This is a genomic window from Streptomyces sp. NPDC026538, assembly GCF_055567535.1.
The window spans coordinates 15948-36980 of the sequence record NZ_JBVHQG010000014.1 but is presented as its reverse complement, the minus strand read 5'-3'; the positions used below and the strand labels follow the sequence as shown (position 1 = coordinate 36980).

At 71.1% G+C, this 21033-nt stretch carries 19 protein-coding genes; 11 read left to right on the top strand and 8 right to left on the bottom strand.

Annotated elements, in window-relative coordinates:
- Positions 1-8: 8 nt before the first annotated feature.
- The 4 genes from ACZ4N4_RS39795 to galU form a co-directional block, all read right to left on the bottom strand.
- Positions 9-545, bottom strand: coding sequence for a MogA/MoaB family molybdenum cofactor biosynthesis protein (locus tag ACZ4N4_RS39795; protein ID WP_467598239.1), 537 nt, complete (start codon positions 543-545; stop codon positions 9-11).
- Entirely contained in the window at positions 542-1054 is a 513-nt protein-coding gene (gene moaC / locus ACZ4N4_RS39790) for a cyclic pyranopterin monophosphate synthase MoaC (RefSeq protein ID WP_450765430.1), read from the bottom strand. Before moaC ends, ACZ4N4_RS39795 begins: the two co-directional genes overlap by 4 nt.
- A 127-nt stretch (positions 1055-1181) precedes the next feature.
- Entirely contained in the window at positions 1182-2504 is a 1323-nt protein-coding gene (glp, locus tag ACZ4N4_RS39785) for a molybdotransferase-like divisome protein Glp (RefSeq protein WP_450765428.1), read from the bottom strand.
- A complete protein-coding gene (gene galU / locus ACZ4N4_RS39780; protein WP_453564953.1) occupies positions 2501-3436 on the bottom strand; it encodes a UTP--glucose-1-phosphate uridylyltransferase GalU in 936 nt (311 codons plus the stop codon). The genes glp and galU overlap by 4 nt, the downstream gene beginning before the upstream one ends.
- 79 nt (positions 3437-3515) lie before the next feature.
- On the opposite strand from galU, the gene ACZ4N4_RS39775 reads away from it, so the two are divergent.
- Positions 3516-4151 carry a 5-formyltetrahydrofolate cyclo-ligase gene (locus ACZ4N4_RS39775; RefSeq protein ID WP_467598234.1) on the top strand — a complete coding sequence of 212 codons (636 nt, stop codon included), beginning with the start codon at positions 3516-3518 and terminating at the stop codon, positions 4149-4151.
- A 97-nt stretch (positions 4152-4248) separates the two neighbouring features.
- Here ACZ4N4_RS39775 and ACZ4N4_RS39770 read toward each other — a convergent pair whose 3' ends face one another.
- Positions 4249-7008: a penicillin acylase family protein gene (locus tag ACZ4N4_RS39770; RefSeq protein ID WP_467598231.1), complete on the bottom strand. Its 2760-nt coding sequence runs from the start codon at positions 7006-7008 to the stop codon at positions 4249-4251.
- 175 nt (positions 7009-7183) lie between these two features.
- Here ACZ4N4_RS39770 and ACZ4N4_RS39765 point away from each other — a divergent pair, with 175 nt between their 5' ends.
- The 6 genes from ACZ4N4_RS39765 to mscL all read left to right on the top strand — a co-directional run bounded on the left by ACZ4N4_RS39765 (position 7184) and on the right by mscL (position 13127).
- Positions 7184-8800, top strand: a complete 1617-nt coding sequence (locus ACZ4N4_RS39765; protein WP_467598229.1) for a potassium/proton antiporter — start codon at positions 7184-7186, stop codon at positions 8798-8800.
- A gap of 345 nt (positions 8801-9145) precedes the next feature.
- Positions 9146-10438 (top strand): MFS transporter, encoded by a 1293-nt coding sequence (locus ACZ4N4_RS39760; RefSeq protein WP_467598226.1) that lies wholly within the window; start codon positions 9146-9148, stop codon positions 10436-10438.
- Between the two features lie 67 nt (positions 10439-10505).
- Entirely contained in the window at positions 10506-10823 is a 318-nt protein-coding gene (locus ACZ4N4_RS39755; RefSeq protein ID WP_450765416.1) for an FmdB family zinc ribbon protein, read from the top strand.
- A gap of 102 nt (positions 10824-10925) precedes the next feature.
- Positions 10926-11759: an S-methyl-5'-thioadenosine phosphorylase gene (locus ACZ4N4_RS39750; RefSeq protein ID WP_467598223.1), complete on the top strand. Its 834-nt coding sequence runs from the start codon at positions 10926-10928 to the stop codon at positions 11757-11759.
- 177 nt (positions 11760-11936) lie between these two features.
- Positions 11937-12512 (top strand): hypothetical protein, encoded by a 576-nt coding sequence (locus ACZ4N4_RS39745; RefSeq protein ID WP_467598220.1) that lies wholly within the window; start codon positions 11937-11939, stop codon positions 12510-12512.
- Positions 12513-12650: 138 nt separating this feature from the next.
- A complete protein-coding gene (gene mscL, locus ACZ4N4_RS39740) occupies positions 12651-13127 on the top strand; it encodes a large conductance mechanosensitive channel protein MscL (RefSeq protein ID WP_453564969.1) in 477 nt (158 codons plus the stop codon).
- A 76-nt stretch (positions 13128-13203) separates the two neighbouring features.
- On the opposite strand, the gene ACZ4N4_RS39735 is transcribed toward mscL, so the two are convergent.
- A complete protein-coding gene (locus ACZ4N4_RS39735; protein WP_453564972.1) occupies positions 13204-13383 on the bottom strand; it encodes a hypothetical protein in 180 nt (59 codons plus the stop codon).
- Between the two features lie 497 nt (positions 13384-13880).
- Here ACZ4N4_RS39735 and ACZ4N4_RS39730 point away from each other — a divergent pair, with 497 nt between their 5' ends.
- The 4 genes from ACZ4N4_RS39730 to ACZ4N4_RS39715 all read left to right on the top strand — a co-directional run bounded on the left by ACZ4N4_RS39730 (position 13881) and on the right by ACZ4N4_RS39715 (position 18477).
- Positions 13881-15119, top strand: a complete 1239-nt coding sequence (locus tag ACZ4N4_RS39730) for a low temperature requirement protein A (protein ID WP_467598216.1) — start codon at positions 13881-13883, stop codon at positions 15117-15119.
- 39 nt (positions 15120-15158) lie between these two features.
- Positions 15159-16184 (top strand): P1 family peptidase, encoded by a 1026-nt coding sequence (locus ACZ4N4_RS39725; RefSeq protein ID WP_467598213.1) that lies wholly within the window; start codon positions 15159-15161, stop codon positions 16182-16184.
- Between the two features lie 165 nt (positions 16185-16349).
- Positions 16350-17573 (top strand): L,D-transpeptidase, encoded by a 1224-nt coding sequence (locus ACZ4N4_RS39720; protein WP_467598211.1) that lies wholly within the window; start codon positions 16350-16352, stop codon positions 17571-17573.
- A 157-nt stretch (positions 17574-17730) separates the two neighbouring features.
- Positions 17731-18477, top strand: coding sequence for a DUF6227 family protein (locus ACZ4N4_RS39715; RefSeq protein ID WP_467598208.1), 747 nt, complete (start codon positions 17731-17733; stop codon positions 18475-18477).
- A 25-nt stretch (positions 18478-18502) separates the two neighbouring features.
- Here ACZ4N4_RS39715 and ACZ4N4_RS39710 read toward each other — a convergent pair whose 3' ends face one another.
- Together ACZ4N4_RS39710 and ACZ4N4_RS39705 are read right to left on the bottom strand one after the other, a co-directional pair.
- A complete protein-coding gene (locus ACZ4N4_RS39710) occupies positions 18503-18754 on the bottom strand; it encodes a hypothetical protein (protein ID WP_360489816.1) in 252 nt (83 codons plus the stop codon).
- Between the two features lie 109 nt (positions 18755-18863).
- A complete protein-coding gene (locus ACZ4N4_RS39705; protein WP_467598205.1) occupies positions 18864-21008 on the bottom strand; it encodes a PTS fructose transporter subunit IIABC in 2145 nt (714 codons plus the stop codon).
- Positions 21009-21033 lie beyond the last annotated feature (25 nt).

The window sequence follows — 21033 nt, the reverse complement described above, 5'->3', positions numbered from 1 at the left end:
TGGGCTGTTCAGCTCGCACCCCCGGTGCTGGGTCTGGGGTGGTCGCCGCCTCGGATCTGGTCGACGGCGTGCGCCAGCAGCGGTTCCAGGACGGCCAGGCCGTCCCGTACCCCGCCGGTGGACCCCGGAAGGTTGACGATCAGTGTCCGGCCCGCCACCCCGGCCAGACCACGGGAGAGCGCGGCGGTGGGCACCTTCTCCCATCCGAACGCGCGGACGGCCTCCGCGATGCCCGGTACCTCGTGGTCGATCACCGCGCGGGTCGCCTCGGGGGTCCGGTCGGTGGGCGAGATGCCGGTGCCTCCGGTGGTGACGACGACGTCGTACCCGGCTTCGACGGCCGCGCGCAGGGCGGCCGTCACGGGATCCCCGTCGGGCACGACCCGCGGGCCGTCCACGGCGAATCCGAAGCCCTCCAGGCCCGCCGCGACCAGCGGTCCGCCCTTGTCCTCGTAGACACCGGCGGCGGCGCGGTTGGAGGCGGTCACCACCAGCGCACGGTACGGCGCGCGCGGCGCACCACCGGCGGACGGCCCGGCGCTCACGCCCGGCTCCAGTCGCCCGACTTGCCGCCCGTCTTCTCCTCCACGCGTACGTCCGTGATGACAGCTCCCTTGTCGACCGCCTTGACCATGTCGATCACGGTGAGTGCGGCGACGGATACCGCGGTGAGGGCCTCCATCTCGACGCCCGTGCGGTCCGTCGTCTTCACGGTGGCCCGGATCTCCACGGCGTCCTCCGCGACCGACAGATCCAGTTTCACACCGGAGACCGACAAGGGGTGGCACAGCGGGATCAGGTCCGGGGTGCGTTTGGCGCCCATGATGCCCGCGATGCGCGCGGTGGCGAGGGCGTCGCCCTTGGGGACGCCCTCTCCGCGCAGCAACTCGATCACGCGGGGCGAGACGAGGACGCGTCCGCTGGCGCGGGCGGTACGCGCGGTCACGTCCTTGCCGGACACGTCGACCATGCGGGCGGCGCCCGCGTCGTCGATGTGCGTCAGGCGGTCTGGCGCAGGGCGTCCGGGGGTCTCCCCCCGGGAAGGCTCAGTCATGCTGTGTGGCGCTCCCGGTCCGGGCCCGTCGCGGTGCGGCGCTCGGGCCTGCTGTGCGCGACACGGTACCGCCAAGCCGGCGCGGAGGACCGGGCAGGACCGCCCGGCGGACGGGTACGCGCGCGCATCATCCGAGCAGGACGACCTCGACCTCGCTGCCGGGCTCGACGGACTCCACGTCCTCGGGTACGACGATCAGCGCGTCGGCGTGCGCCAGGGCGGCGACCAGATGCGAACCGGCGCCGCCCACGACGGTCACCTCGCCGTCGGCGTACGCCCCGCGCAGGAACTGCCTGCGCCCCTTGGGCGAGCCGAGCGCCCGGTCCGCCCTGAGGATGGCCTTGGTACGGGGCCGGTGCACGTCCGGGAGGCCCATCAGGGTGCGGATGGCCGGTCGGACGAACAGCTCGAAGGAGACGTACGACGACACGGGGTTGCCGGGCAGGGCCAGCAGGGGCGTGTGGTCGGGGCCGATGGAGCCGAAGCCCTGGGGCTTGCCGGGCTGCATGGCGAGCTTGCGGAAGTCGATGCCGCCGCCCGCCTCGTCCGCGTCACCGACGTGCGCCAGCGCCTCCTTGACGACGTCGTACGCCCCCACGCTCACGCCGCCGGTGGTGACCATCAGGTCGGCTCTGACGAGCTGGTCCTCGATGGTGGCACGCAGGGTGTCGGCGTCGTCGACGACCGCGCCCACCCGGTAGGCGATGGCACCCGCGTCCCGGGCCGCGGCGGTGAGGGCGAAGCTGTTGGAGTCGTAGATCTGGCCGCTGCCGAGTTCCTCGTCGGGCTGGACGAGCTCGCTGCCGGTGGACAGGACCACCACACGGGGGCGCGGGCGTACGCGTACCGAGCCGCGGCCGATCGCGGCGAGCAGCGCGATCTGCGGCGGGCCCAGCACGGTGCCCGCCTCCAGGGCGCGGTCGCCGGCCCGCACGTCGCTTCCCTTGGCGCGCACGTGCGCGCGTGCCTCGGCCGGCCGGTGCACGCGCACGTGCCCCTCGGCGCCCTCGGGCGCGAGGCGGCGCGCCACCATGCCCTCGACCGGCCCCTCGCCGAGTCCGCCGTCGGTCCACTCCACGGGGACGACAGCCTCGGCGCCGGGCGGCAGCGGGGCACCGGTCATGATCCGGGCGGCCTGACCGGGGCCGACCGGGGTGAGCTCCGCGGCGCCCGCCGCCACGTCCCCGACGACCTCCAGGACGGCCGGGAACTCCTCGCTCGCGCCCGCCACATCCGCGACCCGTACCGCGTACCCGTCCATGGAGCTGTTGTCGAACGGCGGCAGTGACACCGGCACCATGACGTCGTCGACCAGGACGCAGCCCTGGGCGTCGAGGAGTTGCAGCTCGATGACTTCCAGGGGGCGGACGGTGGTGAGGATGTCCTCCAGGTGCTCGTCCACCGACCACAGGTGGTTCTGGCCGGCGGGGCGGGTCGCGGCGCTGCTCAACTCTGCTGCATCTCCTCGGCTACGTAACTGCGAAGCCAGGTCCGGAAGTCCGGGCCCAGGTCTTCACGTTCGCACGCGAGCCTGACAATGGCACGCAGATAGTCGCCGCGGTCGCCGGTGTCATAGCGGCGGCCCTTGAAGACGACGCCGTGCACGGGGCCGCCGACCTTGCCCGCGGCGGTAGCCGCTGACGAATACGTCTGGGCGAGCTGCTGCAGGGCGTCGGTGAGTTGGATCTCGCCGCCGCGGCCGGGCTCGGTGCGCCGCAGTATGTCGAAGACGTGCGGGTCGAGGACGTAGCGGCCGATGATGGCGTAGTTCGACGGGGCGTCCGCCGGGTCCGGCTTCTCCACCAGGCCGGTCACCCTGACCACGTCGCCGTCGACCGTGGTCTCCACTTCGGCGCAGCCGTAGAGATGGATCTGCTCCGGGTCCACCTCCATGAGCGCGATCACGCTGCCGCCATGCTGCTCCTGTACCTCGATCATGCGCTGGAGCAGCGGGTCGCGCGGGTCGATCAGGTCGTCGCCGAGCAGGACGGCGAAGGGCTCGTGGCCCACGTGCGGGGCCGCGCAGAGCACGGCGTGGCCGAGGCCCTTGGGGTCGCCCTGGCGCACGTAGTGCATCGTGGCCAGGTCGCTGGACTCCTGGACCTTGGCGAGCCGGCTGGCGTCGCCCTTCTTCTGAAGCGCCGATTCCAGCTCGTAGTTGCGGTCGAAGTGGTCTTCCAGGGGACGCTTGTTGCGTCCGGTGATCATGAGGACGTCGTCGAGCCCCGCCGACACGGCCTCCTCGACCACGTACTGGATCGCCGGCTTGTCGACGACCGGCAGCATCTCCTTGGGAGTGGCCTTGGTGGCCGGCAGGAACCGGGTGCCGAGGCCCGCAGCGGGGATGACAGCCTTGCTGATCCTGGGGTGCGACTGAGTCATGTCCGCAACCTTATCCGGTGCCTTTGCGAAGAATCTGAGGCTCCGGTTAATTGGCACTCATATGAGCAGATTAGAAGGGATGCGGGGACGACCTGTGCAGCACGGTGAACCCGGGGGCGAGACTGACAAGCGAAAGTTGCGGCGAGAATTCCTGGGGGTGAGGAACAGGTTGACGACAGACGTCGTCAGGGAGTCGGCCGACGCGCTGGCCGAGCACGCTCTGGAACTGCCCGAGCTGGCGCGTGCGCGCACGGTGGCGGCGTACGTCTCCGTCGGGAGCGAGCCCGGCACCCTCGCGCTGCTCGACGCGCTGCTCGCGCGGGGCGTGCGCGTCCTGCTCCCCGCGCTCCTGCCGGACAACGACCTGGACTGGGGCGCGTACGCCGGGGAGGGCTCCCTCACGCGCGTCCAACACGGCGGGAAGATGGCGCTCTTCGAACCCGCCGGTGAACTCCTCGGCCCGGACGCCGTGCTCGCCGCCGACGTCGTACTGCTGCCGGGGCTCGCGGTCGACGCACGCGGGATGCGGATGGGGCGCGGTGGAGGGTCGTACGACCGCGTGCTGGCGCGTCTGGAGCACGCGGGCGCGCGCCCGGCGCTCGTGGTGCTTCTGTACGACACGGAGGTCGTCGAGCGCGTGCCCACGGAGGCGCACGACCGGCCGGTGCAAGCGGTGGTGACGCCGTCGGGCGCACGCCGGTTCGCGGGCTCCTGAGGTAGCCGGCGCGCGGGACGACGGCAGGCGCCGGTGCGTGAGACGGCCCTCCACGCGTGCGTGGAGGGCCGTTTCCGGCGGCGTGCGGTCAGGCAGCTCAGGGCTTCAGGACGAGCGTGTCGCCGGTGCTCTTGTCGACCGCCTTGTCCGAGAACGACCACGGGAGCAGTTCGCCGTCGGCCCACTTGCCGGTCTGGTCGGTGTAATGGGCGCTGAAGGCGTGGCCGGAGGCTCCGGTGAGGTTGATCCACTTGGATTTGTCGAGATCGTCGAGGTTGACGACCATCCGCATGGAGGGGACCCAGACGACGCCGTAGCCACCTGCGGCGTTCCAGCCGGTCGCGTTGACCGTGGCCTCGCCGCCGCTGAGCTTCCAGGGGCCGCGGTTGAGGACGTACTGGACGATGGCCGGGCCCTCGGTGCCCAGGGTCTGGTTCTTCAGGAACAGACGGTGCAGCCGGCCCCAGCTCCAGGTGTCGATGTCCTTGCCGAGCTTGGCGGTGAGCTCCCAGCGGGCGTCGATCATGGCGCGGGCGAACAGCTCGTTCATGTTGTCGGCCTTGGGGCGGGTACCGGACGCGGGCGTCTTCCACCAGTCGCTGTTCGGCTTGTCCATGAGGGTGCGGACCACCTCGAACCAGCGGTCGCCACCGTCCGGCTGGGCCTGGTCGGCGTCGCGCTCGCCGCACTCGCGGACCTTGGAGTCCTCGTCGACCGGACCGGTGCTGTCGGCCTTCTCGACCCACAGGCACTGGCCCTTGACCCGCAGTTCCTTGGGCAGTTTGTTGCCGAAGGCGAGCTTGAGGATGTTGCGCCAGACCGAGTTGAAGTAGGCGGCGGCCGCGGAGTCGGCGTCCTGGGTGTAGTCCCAGCCTTCGAGGAGCTTCTGCGCCTCGCGGACGTCCTTGTCGTCGAGGTTGATCTTCAGCAGCTTGGGCACCAGCAGCTTGGCGATCTCACTGCTGTTGTCCAGCTGCATCTGGCGCATGTCGTCGGTGGAGATCTTGCCACCGTCCTTGATCTTCGACTCGATCAGGTCGGTGATGCGCTGGCTGCGGGTGCCGTAGCCCCAGTCCGTGGTGAGCGTGTAGGGGTACTTGTCCTTGTCGACCACGGCCTGGTTGGCGGTGACGATGTAGCCGCGCTCCGGGTCGTACTCGTAGGGCAGTTCGTCCTGCTTGATGTACCCGGTCCACGCGTACTTGGAGTCCCAGCCGGGAGCCGGGATGGAGCCGTCGTCGGCCGACGAACGCGTGGGGATCTTGCCGGGCAGCGTGTAGCCGATGTGGTTCTTGGTGTCGGCGTAGATCAGGTTCTGCGAGGGCACGTCGAACTGGGCGGCCGCGGCACGGAAGCTGCTCCAGTCGGACGCCTTGTCGAGGGCGAAGACGGCGTCCATGGTGGTGCCCGGTTGGAGGGCGGTCCACTTCAGCGCGACGCCGTAGCCGTCGCCTCGGTCGGGTGCGGCGGTGTCGACGGAGGCCTTCTTGCCGACCTGGACGAGTTCGTCGTCGCGGTCGGACAGCAGGGGCATCCCGTCGGCGGTCTGGCGGACGACGATCTTCTTCGACGTGCCGCCGGCGACCTTGATGGTCTCCTCGCGGGTGGTGAAGGGCTTGGTCTTCCTGTCGTACAGGTAACCGTCGCCGGAGAGCTTCTCCAGGTAGAGGTCGGTGACGTCGACACCGGAGTTGGTCATGCCCCAGGCGATGTCGGCGTTGTGGCCGATGATCACACCGGGCATGCCGGCGAAGGTGTAGCCGGTGACGTCGTACTGGCACTTGCTGGAGACCGTCGTGCAGTGCAGGCCCATCTGGTACCAGACGGACGGCAGCGAGGCCGACAGGTGCGGGTCGTTGGCGAGCAGTGGCTTGCCGGTGATGGTGTACTTGCCCGCGACGACCCAGGAGTTGGAGCCGATGCCCTGGCCGTTCACACCGACGGCCGTGGGGACGTCGCCCAGGACGTTGTAGAGGCCCGCCAGCTGGCTTGTGAGCGCCGAACCGGTGGCCGACGAGGTGGAGGAGCCACTCGTGTCCGTCGAGGTTCCGGAGCCGCTTGCGGAGCCGCTCTGCTCGAACGTCTCGGTGAGCCCTTCGTACTGGCCCTCCTGGACGATCGGCTTGTTGCGGCTGTACGGGTACTCCGGGTAGAGGTCCTTGATCTGCTGCGGGCCGAGGCGGCTGGCCATCAGGGCCCGGTCGATCTCGTCCTTCATGTTGCCGCGCAGGTCCCAGGCCATCGCCTTCAGCCAGGAGACCGAGTCGACGGGCGTCCACTGCTCGGGCTTGTAGTCGTTGATGAAGCCGAGAGCCGCGTACTCCAGGGAGATGTCCTTGCCGTCCTTGCCGGCGAGGTAGGCGTTGACTCCCTTGGAGTAGGCCTGGAGGTACTTCTTCGTCGAGTCCGACAGCTTGGTGTCGTACTCCTCCTTCGCGACCCGGTCCCAGCCCAGGGTGCGCAGGAACTCGTCGTCCTTCACCTGGCCCTTGCCGAACATCTCGGACAGGCGCCCGGAGGTCATGTGGCGGCGCACGTCCATCTCGTAGAACCGGTCCTGCGCCTGGACGTAGCCCTGCGCCATGAACAGGTCCGCGTCGGACGAGGCGTAGATCTGCGGGATTCCGTAGCCGTCCCGCTTCACGGTCACGGGTCCGGAGAGGCCCTTGAGCGTGAGCGAACCCTTGGTCTGCGGGAAGGACGCGCGGACCGTGCTGATCGACCAGTACGCCCCGTAGGCGATGCCCCCGACGATGGCGAGGACGAGCACCAGAACGATCAGGCGGGCTTTGCGCCCCTTCTTCCTGCCGGACTTGCCAGGCTTGTCACCCGATGTGGCGGTGGTGTTGGGGGGCATCGCTGTCCTTGCTGTCCTAACGCGAGCGGCAGGCGGTCCTGGAGTGCTGGAGCAACCATAGGCGCAGGGCCTCACGCGCCTTGACGCGGAGTCGGGAACCGGCGGGCACGGCCGGTCGATCTTGCCTCGCGCAACGTCAAGAAAGCGTCAAGAGTTAGGTAAGGTAACGAAGTACTTGGGTGCGGAGCGCCGCAGCCTCGGGTCCTGTGTACGTGAGCTTTCGCGTCGCCCGCGCGCGAGCCGACGAAGGGAATCGCCACTGACTGTCCAGCACCTCAACCAGCTCCTGCTCGTCTGCTCCCTGGTCCTGCTCGTCGCCGTCGCGGCGGTCCGGATCTCCTCGCGCAGCGGGCTCCCCAGCCTGCTCGTGTACCTGGGGATCGGCGTCCTCATGGGCCAGGACGGCATCGGCGACATCCACTTCGACAACGCCGAACTGACCCAGGTCATCGGATACGCGGCCCTGGTCGTGATCCTGGCCGAGGGCGGTCTCGGCACGAAGTGGAAGGCGGTCGAACCGGTCCTGGCGTCCGCGTCCGTGCTGGCCCTGGTCGGGGTCGGGGTGAGTGTCGGGGTCACCGCGGCGGGCGCGCACTATCTGGTCGGGCTGGAGTGGCGGCAGGCGCTCATCATCGGAGCGGTGGTCTCCTCGACGGACGCGGCGGCGGTGTTCTCCGTGCTCCGGCGCATTCCCCTCCCCGCGCGCGTGACGGGCACGCTGGAGGCCGAGTCCGGCTTCAACGACGCCCCGGTGGTCATCCTGGTCGTCGCCTTCTCCACCGCGGGCCCGGTCGAGCACTGGTACGTCCTGCTGGGCGAGATAGCCCTGGAGCTGGCCATCGGTGCGGCCATGGGCCTCGCGGTCGGCTGGCTCGGCTCCTGGGGCCTCAAGCATGTGGCACTGCCCGCCTCCGGCCTCTACCCGATCGCCGTGATGGCCATCGCGGTCACGGCGTACGCCGCCGGCGCACTGGCGCACGGCAGCGGCTTCCTCGCCGTGTACCTCGCCTCCATGGTGCTCGGCAACGCCAGGCTGCCGCACTGGCCCGCCACGCGCGGCTTCGCCGAGGGACTCGGCTGGATCGCCCAGATCGGCATGTTCGTCCTGCTCGGCCTGCTGGTCACCCCGCACGAACTCGGCGACGACATCTGGCCGGCCCTGATCATCGGGCTCGCGCTCACCATGGTGGCCCGGCCCCTGAGCGTGATCGTCAGCCTCGCGCCGTTCCGTGTGCCGTGGCGGGAGCAGACCCTGATGTCCTGGGCCGGCCTGCGCGGCGCCGTCCCCATCATCCTGGCGACGATCCCCATGGTGAACGGCGTCGACACCAGCCACCGGATCTTCAACATCGTCTTCGTCCTGGTCGTCGTCTACACCCTCGTCCAGGGGCCGACGCTGCCCTGGCTGGCCCGCAAGCTGCGGCTCGGCGACTACCCGGAGGCGGCCGACCTCGGCATCGAGTCCGCGCCCCTGGAGCGGCTGCGCGGGCACCTGCTGTCCGTCTCGATCCCGGAGGGCTCGCGGATGCACGGCGTAGAGGTCAACGAGCTGCGGCTGCCCGCCGGGGCCGCCGTCACCCTGGTCGTCCGCGAAGGAAAATCGTTTGTTCCGCTGCCCACGACGGTGCTGCGGCGCGGGGACGAACTCCTCGTGGTCGCCACCGACCCGGTACGCGACGCCGCGGAGCGCCGGCTGCGCGCGGTCGGGCACGGAGGCAAGCTGGCGAGCTGGCTGGGCACGAACGGAACGGCGAGCGCGGGGGCGGGGCCGGGGTCGCCCTCCGGGCGGTGAGCGCGGGCCCACTGGGCGGTCTGGGCCGCCGGGGGCGCGGGACGGCCGCGGCCGCGGGCGCGCGAGGCGCGTGTTAAGGGTGCGTTTCGGGCGGTTCACACCCCGCCCAATCCCAGGTGAACGCCCCCTATGGTGCCCGTTTTCACAGGTGTGCGGCGTGTGGAGCCCTGTACGATGAAAGCACCCTGATCGAACCAACTCTGCCTGACGCAGAGCTGGCGCGACCGTATGGCGGCCGGATCGCTCTTCGCAGTGGACACCGGTATCTACCGCAGTTCCGCGCAAGAGGACAGCTCTCGGCGCCCCCGCACGGGCGCGCTACCAGGCGGCAGAAAGGCACGGGCCGTGGAATCCACGGTCACCACCGAGCCGTCGGAGAACTCGGCGACGCCGCCCCGCCCGGGATACGGACAGCTGCTGCGCACCCGCGGCGCCTGGACGTTCCTGCTCCCCGGTTTCGCGGCGCGCCAGCCGTTCGCGATGCTCACCATCTCGATCGTGCTGCTCGTGCAGCACACCACCGGCTCGTACGGCGCCGCGGGCGCCGCCGCCGCGGTCACCGGTGTCTCCATGGCGCTGTTCGCGCCCTACAGCGGGCGCCTCGCCGACCGCTACGGGCAGCGCGCGGTGCTGATCCCCGGAGTGCTGGTCCACACGCTGTCGGGGCTCGCCTTCACGGCGCTCGCGCTGGCGCACGCGCCCTTGTGGGCGCTGTTCGTGGCGGCCGTGCCGACCGGGGCCTCGGTGCCGCAGGTCGGCCCCATGGTGCGCGCCCGCTGGGGCGTGAAGCTCCAGGACTCACCCCTCATGTCCACCGCGGCCGCCTTCGAGTCCGTCACGGACGAGCTCACCTTCGTCTTCGGCCCGCTGCTCGCGACCGCCCTGTGCACCGCCGTGGCCCCGGCCACCGGCCTGGTCACGGAGGCCGCGCTGACCTTGGTCGGCGGTCTCCTCTTCGCCGCGCAGAACAGCACCCAGCCGCGGGTGGCCGCCACCGGCCACGCGCGCGTGCAGCATGTCTCCGCGCTCCGCGTCCCCGGCGTGCGGGTGCTGGTCGTCGCCTTCCTCGGCATCGGATCGGTCTTCGGCGGCATGCAGGTCTCGCTCGCCGCGTTCACCGAGTCGATCGGTGAGCCCGGCCTGAACGGCGTCCTGTACGGCACGTTCGCCGCGGGCAACATGCTCTCGGGCATCGTCTGCGGCGCGATCGTCTGGAAGGCCGCCCCGCACCGGCGCCTGGTCGTCGGTTACGCGGCGCTGGCGCTGACCGCGTCGGCGCTGTGGACCTCCCATTCCGCGCTCGTCCTGGCGGGCCTCGGTCTGCTGGTCGGCATGTGCATCGCGCCCGCGCTGATCACCGGCTACACGTTGGTCGAGGGCCTGGTCCCCGCCGGCGCCCGCACAGAGGCGTTCACCTGGCTGACCGGCGCGGTGGCGCTCGGCCAGGCGGCCGCGGTCACGGTCGCCGGACAACTGGAGGACCGCCTGTGGGGCGGCGCCGGATTCCTGGTGCCGATGGCGGGCACGGTGCTCGCCCTGGTGACCCTTCTGGCGCTGCGCTCGCGGCTCGTCACCCGGCCCCGGAACCGTACGGTCGCACGTGGCGTCGGTCACCGCGTGCCGGTGACGGTGGACTGATCCTCGGGAATACGTCACTATGGACCGTCGTTAGCACTCAATGAGTGAGAGTGCCAGGAGGAAGACAGTGCCGACCTACCAGTACCAGTGCACCGAGTGCGGCGAGGGCCTCGAGGCGGTGCAGAAGTTCACCGACGACGCCCTGACCGAGTGCCCCAACTGCGGTGGCCGCCTGAAGAAGGTGTTCTCCGCCGTCGGCATTGTCTTCAAGGGCTCGGGTTTCTACCGCAACGACAGCCGCGGCTCCTCGTCGAGCAGCAGCCCCGCGTCGAAGCCGTCGAGTTCCGGCTCGTCGAGCACGTCGTCCGACTCGAAGTCGTCGTCCTCGACGTCATCCTCGGGCTCGACGTCCTCCTCGGGCTCCGCCAGCAGCTCCGCCGCCTGAGGCTCCTTCTCCCGGACCCCGCCATCTCGTGTGACGGCGGGGTCCGAGGTGTTCCCGGGCACCGGGTCCGGCGTGCCGCGACGGCCAGCTAGTGTGCTGGGCATGGTGAACGCAGAGATCGGCGTAATCGGCGGCTCCGGCTTCTACTCCTTCCTCGAGGACGTGACCGAGGTCCAGGTCGACACGCCCTACGGGCCTCCCAGCGACTCCCTTTTCCTCGGCGAGATCGCCGGCCGCCGGGTCGCCTTCCTGCCCCGTCACGGACGCGGCCACCATCTGCCGCCGCACCGCATCAACTACCGGGCCAACCTCTGGGCGCTGCGCTCCGTCGGCGTGCGCCAGGTACTGGGCCCGTGCGCGGTGGGCGGTCTGCGCCCCGAGTACGGGCCGGGCACGCTCCTCGTGCCGGACCAGATGGTGGACCGTACGAAGTCCCGGGCGCAGTCGTACTTCGACGGGCTGCCGCTGCCCGACGGCACCGTGCCGAACGTGGTGCACGTGTCCCTGGCCGACCCCTACTGCCCCACCGGGCGGGCCGCGGCGCTCAAGGCGGCTCGCGGCCGGAACTGGGAGCCGGTGGACCGGGGCACGCTGGTCGTGATCGAGGGGCCGCGCTTCTCGACCCGCGCCGAGTCGCTGTGGCACCAGGCGCAGGGCTGGTCCGTGGTGGGCATGACCGGTCATCCGGAGGCGGCGCTCGCCCGCGAACTGGAGCTCTGCTACACGTCGTTGACGCTGGTCACCGACCTGGACGCGGGCGCCGAGACCGGTGAGGGCGTCTCGCACGACGAGGTACTGCGGGTGTTCGCGGCGAACGTGGACCGGCTGCGGGGCGTACTGTTCGACGCGGTGGCGGCCCTGCCGGAGAACACGGCACGGGACTGCCTGTGCACGAACGCGCTCGGCGGGATGGACCCGGGATTCCCGCTGCCGTAGCACGGGCGCCGGAGCGGTCATCGTGCGGCCGCGCCGCTGTGGAAAACGGGCGGAACTCCTCGTTCGGGTGGCGGAGTTGTCCACAACCCGTGGGTAGCCCACGGGCTCCGACGCGTTTCGGCGCGAGGCCTCATCGTGGCCTCGCAAGCCGATTCCTCGTCGCAGGTGGTGATCCACATGTCCGTTCCCCCACCCTCCTCCCCCGTCTTCCCCCCTCCCCTGCGCGTCCCGCGCCCGCTGGGCACGGACGCCCCCGCCACCTGCGAGGTCCCGCAATTCGACCCGGTGCGGGTACGCGGCGGGAGCCACCTGCTGGGGCGGCTGCTGCGGCACCGCAGGCGGGCCCTCGCGGCCGGCCTCGCGGTCACGGCGGCGGCGCTCGTCGCGGCCGGGCCCCGCGCCGCCACGGATCCCCTGCACGCCGAGCGGACCCGGAAGCATCCGGTCACCCAGCCGGTACGGCGGCACGCCCCGCCCGTGGACATGGTGACGGCGCCGGTGCGGATCGCCGACGCCGCCACGGTCCGCCTGCTGCGCTCCGGCGACCGGGTGGACGTCATCGCCGCCGGGGATCCCGCGACGGGCGGGGAGGCCCGGGTGATCGCGCGTGGGGTGCGTGTGAAGGAGCTGCCGGAGCCGGTCGAGGGGGCCTCGGAAAGCGGGGCGCTGGTGGTGCTCTCGGTTCCGCGCACCGCCGCGGCACGGCTGGTCGGCGCGAGCGCCACGGCACGGCTGGCGGTGACGTTGTGCTGAACAGCCTGGGGAAGTTTCTTGGCCGAATCCTGTCAAGTCGCTCGTTCGAGCGGCCGGATTGGGCCAGATGGCCGCATGGTGGCGTAGGTTGCGGAGCGTTTTGTTCCACACCCTGTGCATGCGAGGAGAGTCCCCGAGGTGAGCGAGAAGCAGGATCCGGGCATATGGCAGGGCTTCAAGGCCTTCCTGATGCGTGGAAACGTCGTCGATCTGGCAGTAGCGGTGGTCATCGGCGCCGCCTTCACGAACATCGTCAACTCGGTGGTGAAGGGGATCATCAACCCGCTGGTCGGGTCGATCGGCACGAAGAACCTCGACAGCTACAGCTCGTGCCTGAAGGACCCGTGCGCGTTGAACCCGGACGGCTCGGTGAAGAGCGGCATCCGGATCATGTGGGGCTCCGTCCTGGGAGCCACGCTGAGCTTCGTGATCACCGCGGCGGTCGTGTACTTCCTGATGGTCCTGCCGATGGCGAAGTACCTGGCCCGAATAGAGGCCCGCAGGAGGGCGAGGGGGGGCACGCGCGAGGTCGTCGAGGTGACCGAGCTGGAGGTGCTGCAGCAGATCCGCGACGCCCTGGTCGCGCAGCGCGGGTCCGGGCTCAACGAGCGCTAGCGACACTGCCTCGGGCGGCCCTGGCGACCGCGCGGGCCGCCCGGCGGTGGTGGGGCCGGGCGACGGCGCGGACGGTTCAGAGGTGGTGGGGCGGCTTCTCGTCGAGGAAGCGCTTGAGGTCGGCCGCGGAGTCCCGGTCCGGCCGCTCGCCCCAGCCGCCGTCCGTGTCGTCCGAGGACTGCCGGTCCAGCGGATCGTCGAAGATCAGCGCGGCCTTCGGGTCGCGCGGCTCGGGCTCGGGGGCGGCGGTGCTCATGCCTCAAGAGTACGGTCCGTACGGTCCCGGCCCGGCCGAGGTGTCCGGCGGCCCGGGACCTGCCACCCGGCCCGACCGGTACGCGGCCGCGCACGAGGCCACGGATGCCGTGGCCACCGCGGATTCCGTGGCCGCGGTCGAGCCCGCTGACTCCGAGTTCTTCGCGGGCCCGGATCTGCTCACCGGATTCCGTGCGTTCCTGGACGAGCAGTTCAGCCGGCCGTTCGATCGCGACGAGCAGGCCCCGGACGCTGGCACAACGACGGTCCACGAGCCGTACCGCGACACCACCGCGGAGACCGTCCCGGCGCTAGCCCGCGTCGCGCGCCCGGGCGTCAGCGTCACCCATGACCGCGTCCACACCGTCCACACCGTTCGTCCGGCGGTCCGGCCGGGACTGCACCTGCGCCCTTCTCGCCCTGCCCATCGCCCTCCCCCCTCTCCGCTCGTGAACACGCTCACAAGCTTTCGGTGTCCTTTTCTGCTGTGCTGGACGCATGACGTCGAGTTCCGCTCCGGCGCCCGCTTCCCAGGGCGCGCCCCAGCACCTCCGGCCGCTGCGCCGGCTCACCGCGCGCGGGCGCGACGAAGCCCACCGCGTCGCCTCCCCGCTCGAGCTCTTCTTCGACCTGTGTTTCGTGGTGGCCATCGCAGGGGCGGGTGGGGAGCTGGTGCACGCCGTCGCGGAGGGCCGTCCCGGCCTGGGCATCCTGAACTACGCGATGCTGTTCTTCGCCATCTGGTGGGCCTGGATGAACTTCACCTGGTTCTCCTCGGCGTACGACAACGACGACGCGCTCTACCGGGTCGTCACCCTGATCCAGATCGCCGGCGTGCTGGTGCTGGCGGCCGGCATCTCGCGGGGCTTCGCGGACCACGAGTACATGGCGGTCTGGCTGGGCTACGTGATCATGCGGCTGGCGATGGCCGCGCAGTGGCTGAGAGCCGCACGATCGGCCGAGGGGGCGGAGAGAGCAATGGCCCTCCGGTACGCGGGCGGCGTGCTGCTGTGCCAGGTCGGCTGGACGGGCCTGGTGCTGCTGCCGGAGCAGGCGCGCGCCTGGGTGTTCCTGGTGATGGCGGTCGTCGAGATGTGTGTGCCGCTGTACGCGGAGAAGGCCCATGCGACCTCGTGGCATCCGCACCACATCGCCGAGCGGTACGGGCTGTTCACGATCATCGTGCTCGGGGAGACGATCGCGGCGGCGACCGTCGCCGTGAAGTCGGCCGTGGCCGAGCATGACGCGCTGGGCGAGCTGCTGCCGATCGCCGCGGGCGGTCTGCTGATCGTCTTCTCCGCGTGGTGGATCTACTTCGTGGTGCCGATTCACGGCCATCTGCGCTCCAACAGGCAGTCGTTCCTTTGGGGTTACGGCCACTACCTGATCTTCGCGTCGGCGGCCTCGATCGGCGCGGGCCTGGAGGTGGCCGTGGAGCAGGCGGTCGGCACTGCGCACATCTCGACGCCGGCCGCCTCCGCGGCCGTGACCCTGCCGACGGCGCTGTACCTGCTGACCGTGTGGGCGCTGCACTCGCGGTACTTCAAGGTCGGCATCGCCCAGCAGCTGGTGCTGCCGGTGACGGCGCTGCTGGTGATCTGCTGCACCTTCCTGGGCGACCGGGCGGTGCCGGCGGCGGGCCTGGTGTCCGCGCTGGCGGTGGCGACCGGGACGGCCCTGACGGCGCGCGCGGCCAGTCGTGAGCGCCCGGCGGACGCCACCGCGGGCGCCTCCTGACGCTCCGGGTCCAGGGCGGTCTGGGCCAGACTGGCCGTCATGACAGTTGACGCATTGACGGACGTGGCCGGGCTGCGGGTGGGACACGCGTCGCGCAGCGGCGACGGCTGGCTCACCGGCACCACGGTGGTCCTCGCTCCCGAGGGCGGCGCGGTCGCCGCGGTGGACGTGCGCGGCGGCGGTCCGGGCACCAAGGAGACGGACGCGCTCGACCCGCGCAACCTGGTGCAGCGAGTGGAGGCGATCGTGCTCACGGGCGGCAGCGCCTACGGGCTCGACGCGGCGTCCGGGGTGATGGCCTGGCTTGAGGAGCGCGGGCGTGGGGTGCGGGTGGGGGCGGATCCGGCGCACGTGGTGCCGGTCGTGCCCGCCGCCTGCGTCTTCGACCTGGGGCGGGGCGGGGACTTCCGGGCCCGGCCGGACGCGGCCATGGGGCGCGCGGCGGTCGAGGAGGCCGCGGCGAGCGCGCCCGGGGCGCCGGTGCCGGAGGGGTGCGTGGGCGCCGGCACGGGCGCCGTGGCCGGGGCGCTGAAGGGCGGGGTGGGCAGCGCGAGCGCGGTGCTGGAGTCGGGGATCACGGTGGCCGCGCTGGTGGTGGCCAATGCCGCCGGCGCGGTGATGGATCCCGAAACGGGCGTGTTGTACGGGGAGTTGCTCCAGGGGCGCGTGGAGTACCCAGAGGAGCGGGTGCACGAGGCCGCGCGCCGGCGGCTCGCCGAGGCCGCAGCCGGCAACGGGCTCCCGCCGCTCAACACCACGTTGGCGGTGGTGGCGACCGACGCCGACCTCTCCAAGGCGCAGGCACAGAAGCTGGCCGGCACGGCGCACGACGGGATCGCGCGCGCGGTGCGGCCGGTGCATCTGCTGCACGACGGGGACACGGTGTTCGCGCTGGCGACGGGTGCGCGTCCGCTCGACGCGAGCCCGCTCGCGCTCAACGAGATCCTCGCGGCCGGCGCGGATCTGGTGACGCGCGCCGTCGTGCGCGCCGTGCGCGCCGCCGAGTCCGTGGCCGGGCCGGGCGGAGTGTGGCCGTCGTACGGGGAGTTGTACGGGGTGCGATGACGGCGGCGGGGGCGCGCCCCCATTGTCGCGCGCCCTCACCGATTGTCCCGGTTCTGTCACGTGATGGCGTTCGCGGCCGCCCGGGGGAACCCGAACCCGCGTCGGTGCCCTCTCTCTCCACGCACTGGAGCGGATCACGCACATCACAAGAACTTGGAGCAGCCCGTGACAACGCCGGACATTGCAGCGCGGCGCGCACTGGGGGCCTGTGCCGCCCTGATGGTCGGCGCCCTCACCCTGACCGCCTGCGGCGGCAACGCCAGCGCCAAGAGCGACGACAGCGGGGGCGGGCAGGACAGCGCCGCCAAGACGTCGACCGCGAAGATCGTCATCTCGGCGAAGGACGGTTCGACCGGCGCGTCCATCAACACGACCGGCGTGCAGGTCAGCGACGGCAAGCTGACCGTCGTGAAGATGACCGTGGCAGGGTCGGGGCAGTCCGTGGACGGCACCCTCTCGGCGGACGGCAGCACCTGGAAGCCGAAGGAGCAGCTGGAGCGCGGCACGAAGTACGAGATATCGGCGACCGCGAAGGACCCCAAGGGGCTCACGGCGGCGGCCAACTCCATCTTCACCACCGTCAATTCGACGAACAGCTACATCGGGACGTACACGCCGGACAACGGGACGACGGTCGGCGTGGGGATGCCGGTCTCGTTCAACTTCGACAAGGTCATCAGCGACAAGAAGGCCGTGCAGTCGCACATCACGGTCACGTCCAGCAGCGGCCAGCAGGTGGTGGGGCACTGGTTCGGCTCGCAGCGGCTGGACTTCCGGCCGCAGGACTACTGGAAGGCCGGCTCCAAGGTCACGATGAAGATCGACCTGGACGGGGTCGAGGGTGCGAACGGCGTCTACGGGGTGCAGAAGAAGACGGTGACCTTCACCGTCGGGCGTTCGCAGGTCTCCACGGTCGACGCGAACACGCAGACCATGACGGTGGTCCGGGACGGCAAGACGCTCAAGTCGGTGCCGGTGTCGACGGGCAGCCCGGAGCACACGACGTACAACGGTCAGATGGTGATCTCCGAGAAGTTCACCCAGACCCGGATGAACAGCCAGACGGTCGGCCTGGGCGGGGAGTACGACATCCCGGACGTGCCGCACGCGATGCGGCTGACGCAGTCGGGGACGTTCATCCACGGCAACTACTGGTACAACAAGGGCAACCCGCCGTTCGGGCGCGAGGGCACCAGCCACGGCTGTGTGGGGCTCGCGGACGTGCAGGGCGCGCAGGGTGACACGACGGCCAAGTGGTTCTACGACAACTCCCTCATCGGGGACGTCGTGATCGTGAAGAACTCCCCCGACAAGACCGTGCAGCCGGACAACGGGCTCAACGGGTGGAACCTGTCGTGGAACGAGTGGACTGCCGGAAGCGCCGTCTGACCGGCTGGTTTTGACAGATCACCGGGCCGCGCGGGAACTTTTCGCGCGGCCCGCGTGTTTTCCCGGCGTACGTTTTCTCGGTTCCCGGACATGATGTCCGATCGAGGGGCTACGGTATGCACCCACAAGGTGACATGCAGCAACGCCGGGAGAAACCTTGAGCGTTCCGTACGAGACGGCAGCGTACGAACCAGCCGAGTCGCCCGAGTCTCCGGAGGAGCATCTCGCGCGGCTCCTCGGCCGTGCCCTGAACTCCTTCGAACTGCCCGACGAGGCGGTAAGGCAGCTGGACTGCGCGCTGGCGCACGACAGTTCGCTGCACTCCGCACACCACAGCGCGGGCCTGCACCGGGAGACCTACCGGCACACCTGGCTGCTCGCCGACGGCTCGGCGGTCACTCTGTGGGAGCTCGTGCACAACACCGCGCCGGGCAGCGCCCCGCAGGCCGAGGTGTACGTCGACGAGGAGGAGCTGCGGGCCGCGACGGCGCGGCTGCCGTTGCCGCCGGACGCGCCGGACTTCGAACTGCCGGTGCTGATGACGCTGGCGGCGGTCCCCGGACCCCGGCACGTGTACGTACCGGACGACTCCGCGGACCACGCGCGCCGGCTTCTGCGCCGTGCGGAGAACCCCGACCGGCCGGATACGGAGACGGCCGAGATGCTGGCGACGGCGTTCGCGCACCAGATCACCCAGGCGTTCGGACGACCGGGGCGGGCGGGCCGGACCGGACTGAGCTTCTCGCTCTACGAGCACGCGTTCCTGCTGAGCGACGGCCGGGAGCTGTCCCTGTGGGAGGTCGAGCACACCGCGACGCCGGACGGCCGGCACATGTGCGAGGTGTACCCGTCGGAGGACGCGGCCCGGGAGGCCATGGAGCGACGGGCGGCGCGGCGGCCCTGAGCCCGGCGCACCCACCAAGCGTTCCTCAGCGGCCGCCGAGTCGGCGTACCAGGCCGGCGAAGGCGTCCTGTTCGGCCGGGGTGAGTTCGACGGACTCGCGTGGCGGGCCGGCCTGGAGCTGGTGCGGGTGGCCGGGGAGGAAGCGGCCCGGGTGCCAGGCGGTGGCCTCGCGGCGGGTGTGACGCAGCACGCGCATCAGGACGACCACCCAGGCGACGGTCGCCAGAGCGAGGGCGGTCACTCCGATCAGCTGGAGGGGCGCGACGTGCTCAGACATGCGCCCCAGTACACACCACGGTCCGGGACTTTGGCCCCGGACCGTGACGTATCTCGCAGGTGCCGTGAACAACTCACAGCGAATCAAAGGGACAAGAGGGTGCGGGTGATCAGGCCGCGACGGGCTGCTTGGTCTCCTTCGTGGTGGCGGCCGGGCCGGCCGCGGAGCCGCCCGCCGGGGTCTGCGGGGCCGGCTTGCGCAGGCCCTTGAGAACGACGACCAGGGCCGTGGTGACACAGACACCGGCGGCGATGGCGATCAGGTACAGGAACGGGTTGCCGATCAGCGGGACCACGAAGATGCCGCCGTGCGGGGCGCGCAGGGTGGCGCCGAAGGCCATCGACAGGGCGCCGGTGATCGCTCCGCCGACCATCGAGGAGGGGATGACGCGCAGCGGGTCGGCGGCCGCGAAGGGGATCGCGCCCTCGGAGATGAAGGACGCGCCCAGGACCCAGGCGGCCTTGCCGTTCTCGCGTTCGGTCTCGGTGAAGAGCTTGCCGCGCACGGTGGTGGCCAGGGCCATCGCCAGCGGCGGGACCATGCCGGCCGCCATGACCGCCGCCATGATCTTCATCGCGGAGTCGCTGGGGTTGGAGACCGCGATACCCGCCGTGGCGAAGGTGTACGCGACCTTGTTGACCGGGCCGCCGAGGTCGAAGCACATCATCAGGCCGAGCAGGGCGCCCAGCAGGACGGCGTTGGAGCCGCTGAGGCCGTTCAGCCAGTCGGTCATGCCCTTCTGGGCGGAGGCGATGGGCTTGCCGATGACGACGAACATCAGGAACCCGACGATCGCGGAGGAGATCAGCGGGATCACCACCACCGGCATGATCCCGCGGACCGCCGCCGGGATCTTCACCTTCTGGATCGCCAGCACCACACCGCCGGCGAGCAGACCGGCGACGAGGCCGCCGAGGAAGCCCGCGTTGATGGTGGACGCGATCATGCCGCCGACGAAGCCGGGCACCAGACCCGGCCGGTCCGCCATGCCGTAGGCGATGTAGCCGGCCAGTACCGGGACCAGGAAGCCGAAGGCCACCGCGCCGATCTGGAAGAGCAGGGCGGCCCAGCTGTCGCTCTGGGTCCACACGAAGTGGGTCATGACCGAGGGCGCGGACTTGATCTCGTAGCCGCCTATCGCGAAGCCGAGGGCGATCAGGAGACCGCCGGCCGCGACGAACGGAACCATGTAACTCACGCCGGACATCAGCCACTTGCGCAGCTTGGTGCCGTAGCCCTCGGACTCGTCTCCGGCCCGCTCGACCGGGGTGGGCGCCGATCCGGAGGTGACCTCTCCGCGTTCGGCCCTGGCGCGCACCTCGCCGATCAGCTCGGCGGGGCGGTTGATGCCCGCCTTCACGCCGACGTCGACGGTCGGCTTGCCGGCGAAGCGGTCCTTGTCACGCACCGGCACGTCGTGCGCGAAGATCACGCCGTCGGCCTTCGCGATGACCTCGGGGGCGAGCCGGGTGAAGCCGGCCGAGCCCTGGGTCTCGACGACGAGTTCGACGCCCGCCTCGCGGCCAGCGTTCTCCAGGGACTCGGCCGCCATGTAGGTGTGGGCGATACCCGTGGGGCAGGAGGTGACGGCGACGATACGGAAGGGGCGCCCGGCAGTCGTATCCGCGCCGGAGCCCGGGGTGGGCGCCTGCGCCGTGTTTGCCGCTGCGGCGCCGGCGGAGGCCGCCGCCGGCGTCGCAGCGGTGCTCTGGGAGGCGCTCACGGCGCCCTCAGCGGCGCTCGCGGTGCCCTTCGTGCCCGCGCCGGCGCCCGTGTCACCAGCGCCCGCGGCCTCCGCGCCCTTCGTGGGTGCCTTGTCCCCCCGGATCAGCGCCGCAGCCGTCTCCGCGTCGGCCGCCGACCGCAGCGCGTCGGTGAACTCGCTGTTCATCAGCTGGCGGGCCAGTGAGGAGAGGATCGTGAGGTGGGCGTCGTCGGCGCCGGCGGGGGCCGCGATCAGGAAGACGAGGTCGGCGGGGCCGTCCGCCGCGCCGAAGTCGATGCCGGCGGCGCTGCGCCCGAAGGCGAGCGTCGGCTCGGTGACGTGGGCGCTGCGGCAGTGCGGGATGCCGATGCCGCCGTCGAGGCCGGTCGGCATCTGGGCCTCGCGGGCGGCCACGTCGGCGAGGAAGCCCTCCAGGTCGGTCACCCGGCCCAGGGCCACCATGCGCTCGGCGAGGGCGCGCGCCGCCGCTTCTTTGGTGTCGGCGGACAGGTCGAGATCGACCAGGTCCGCGGTGATCATGTCGCTCATCGCGGGCTCCTATGCACGCGTATCG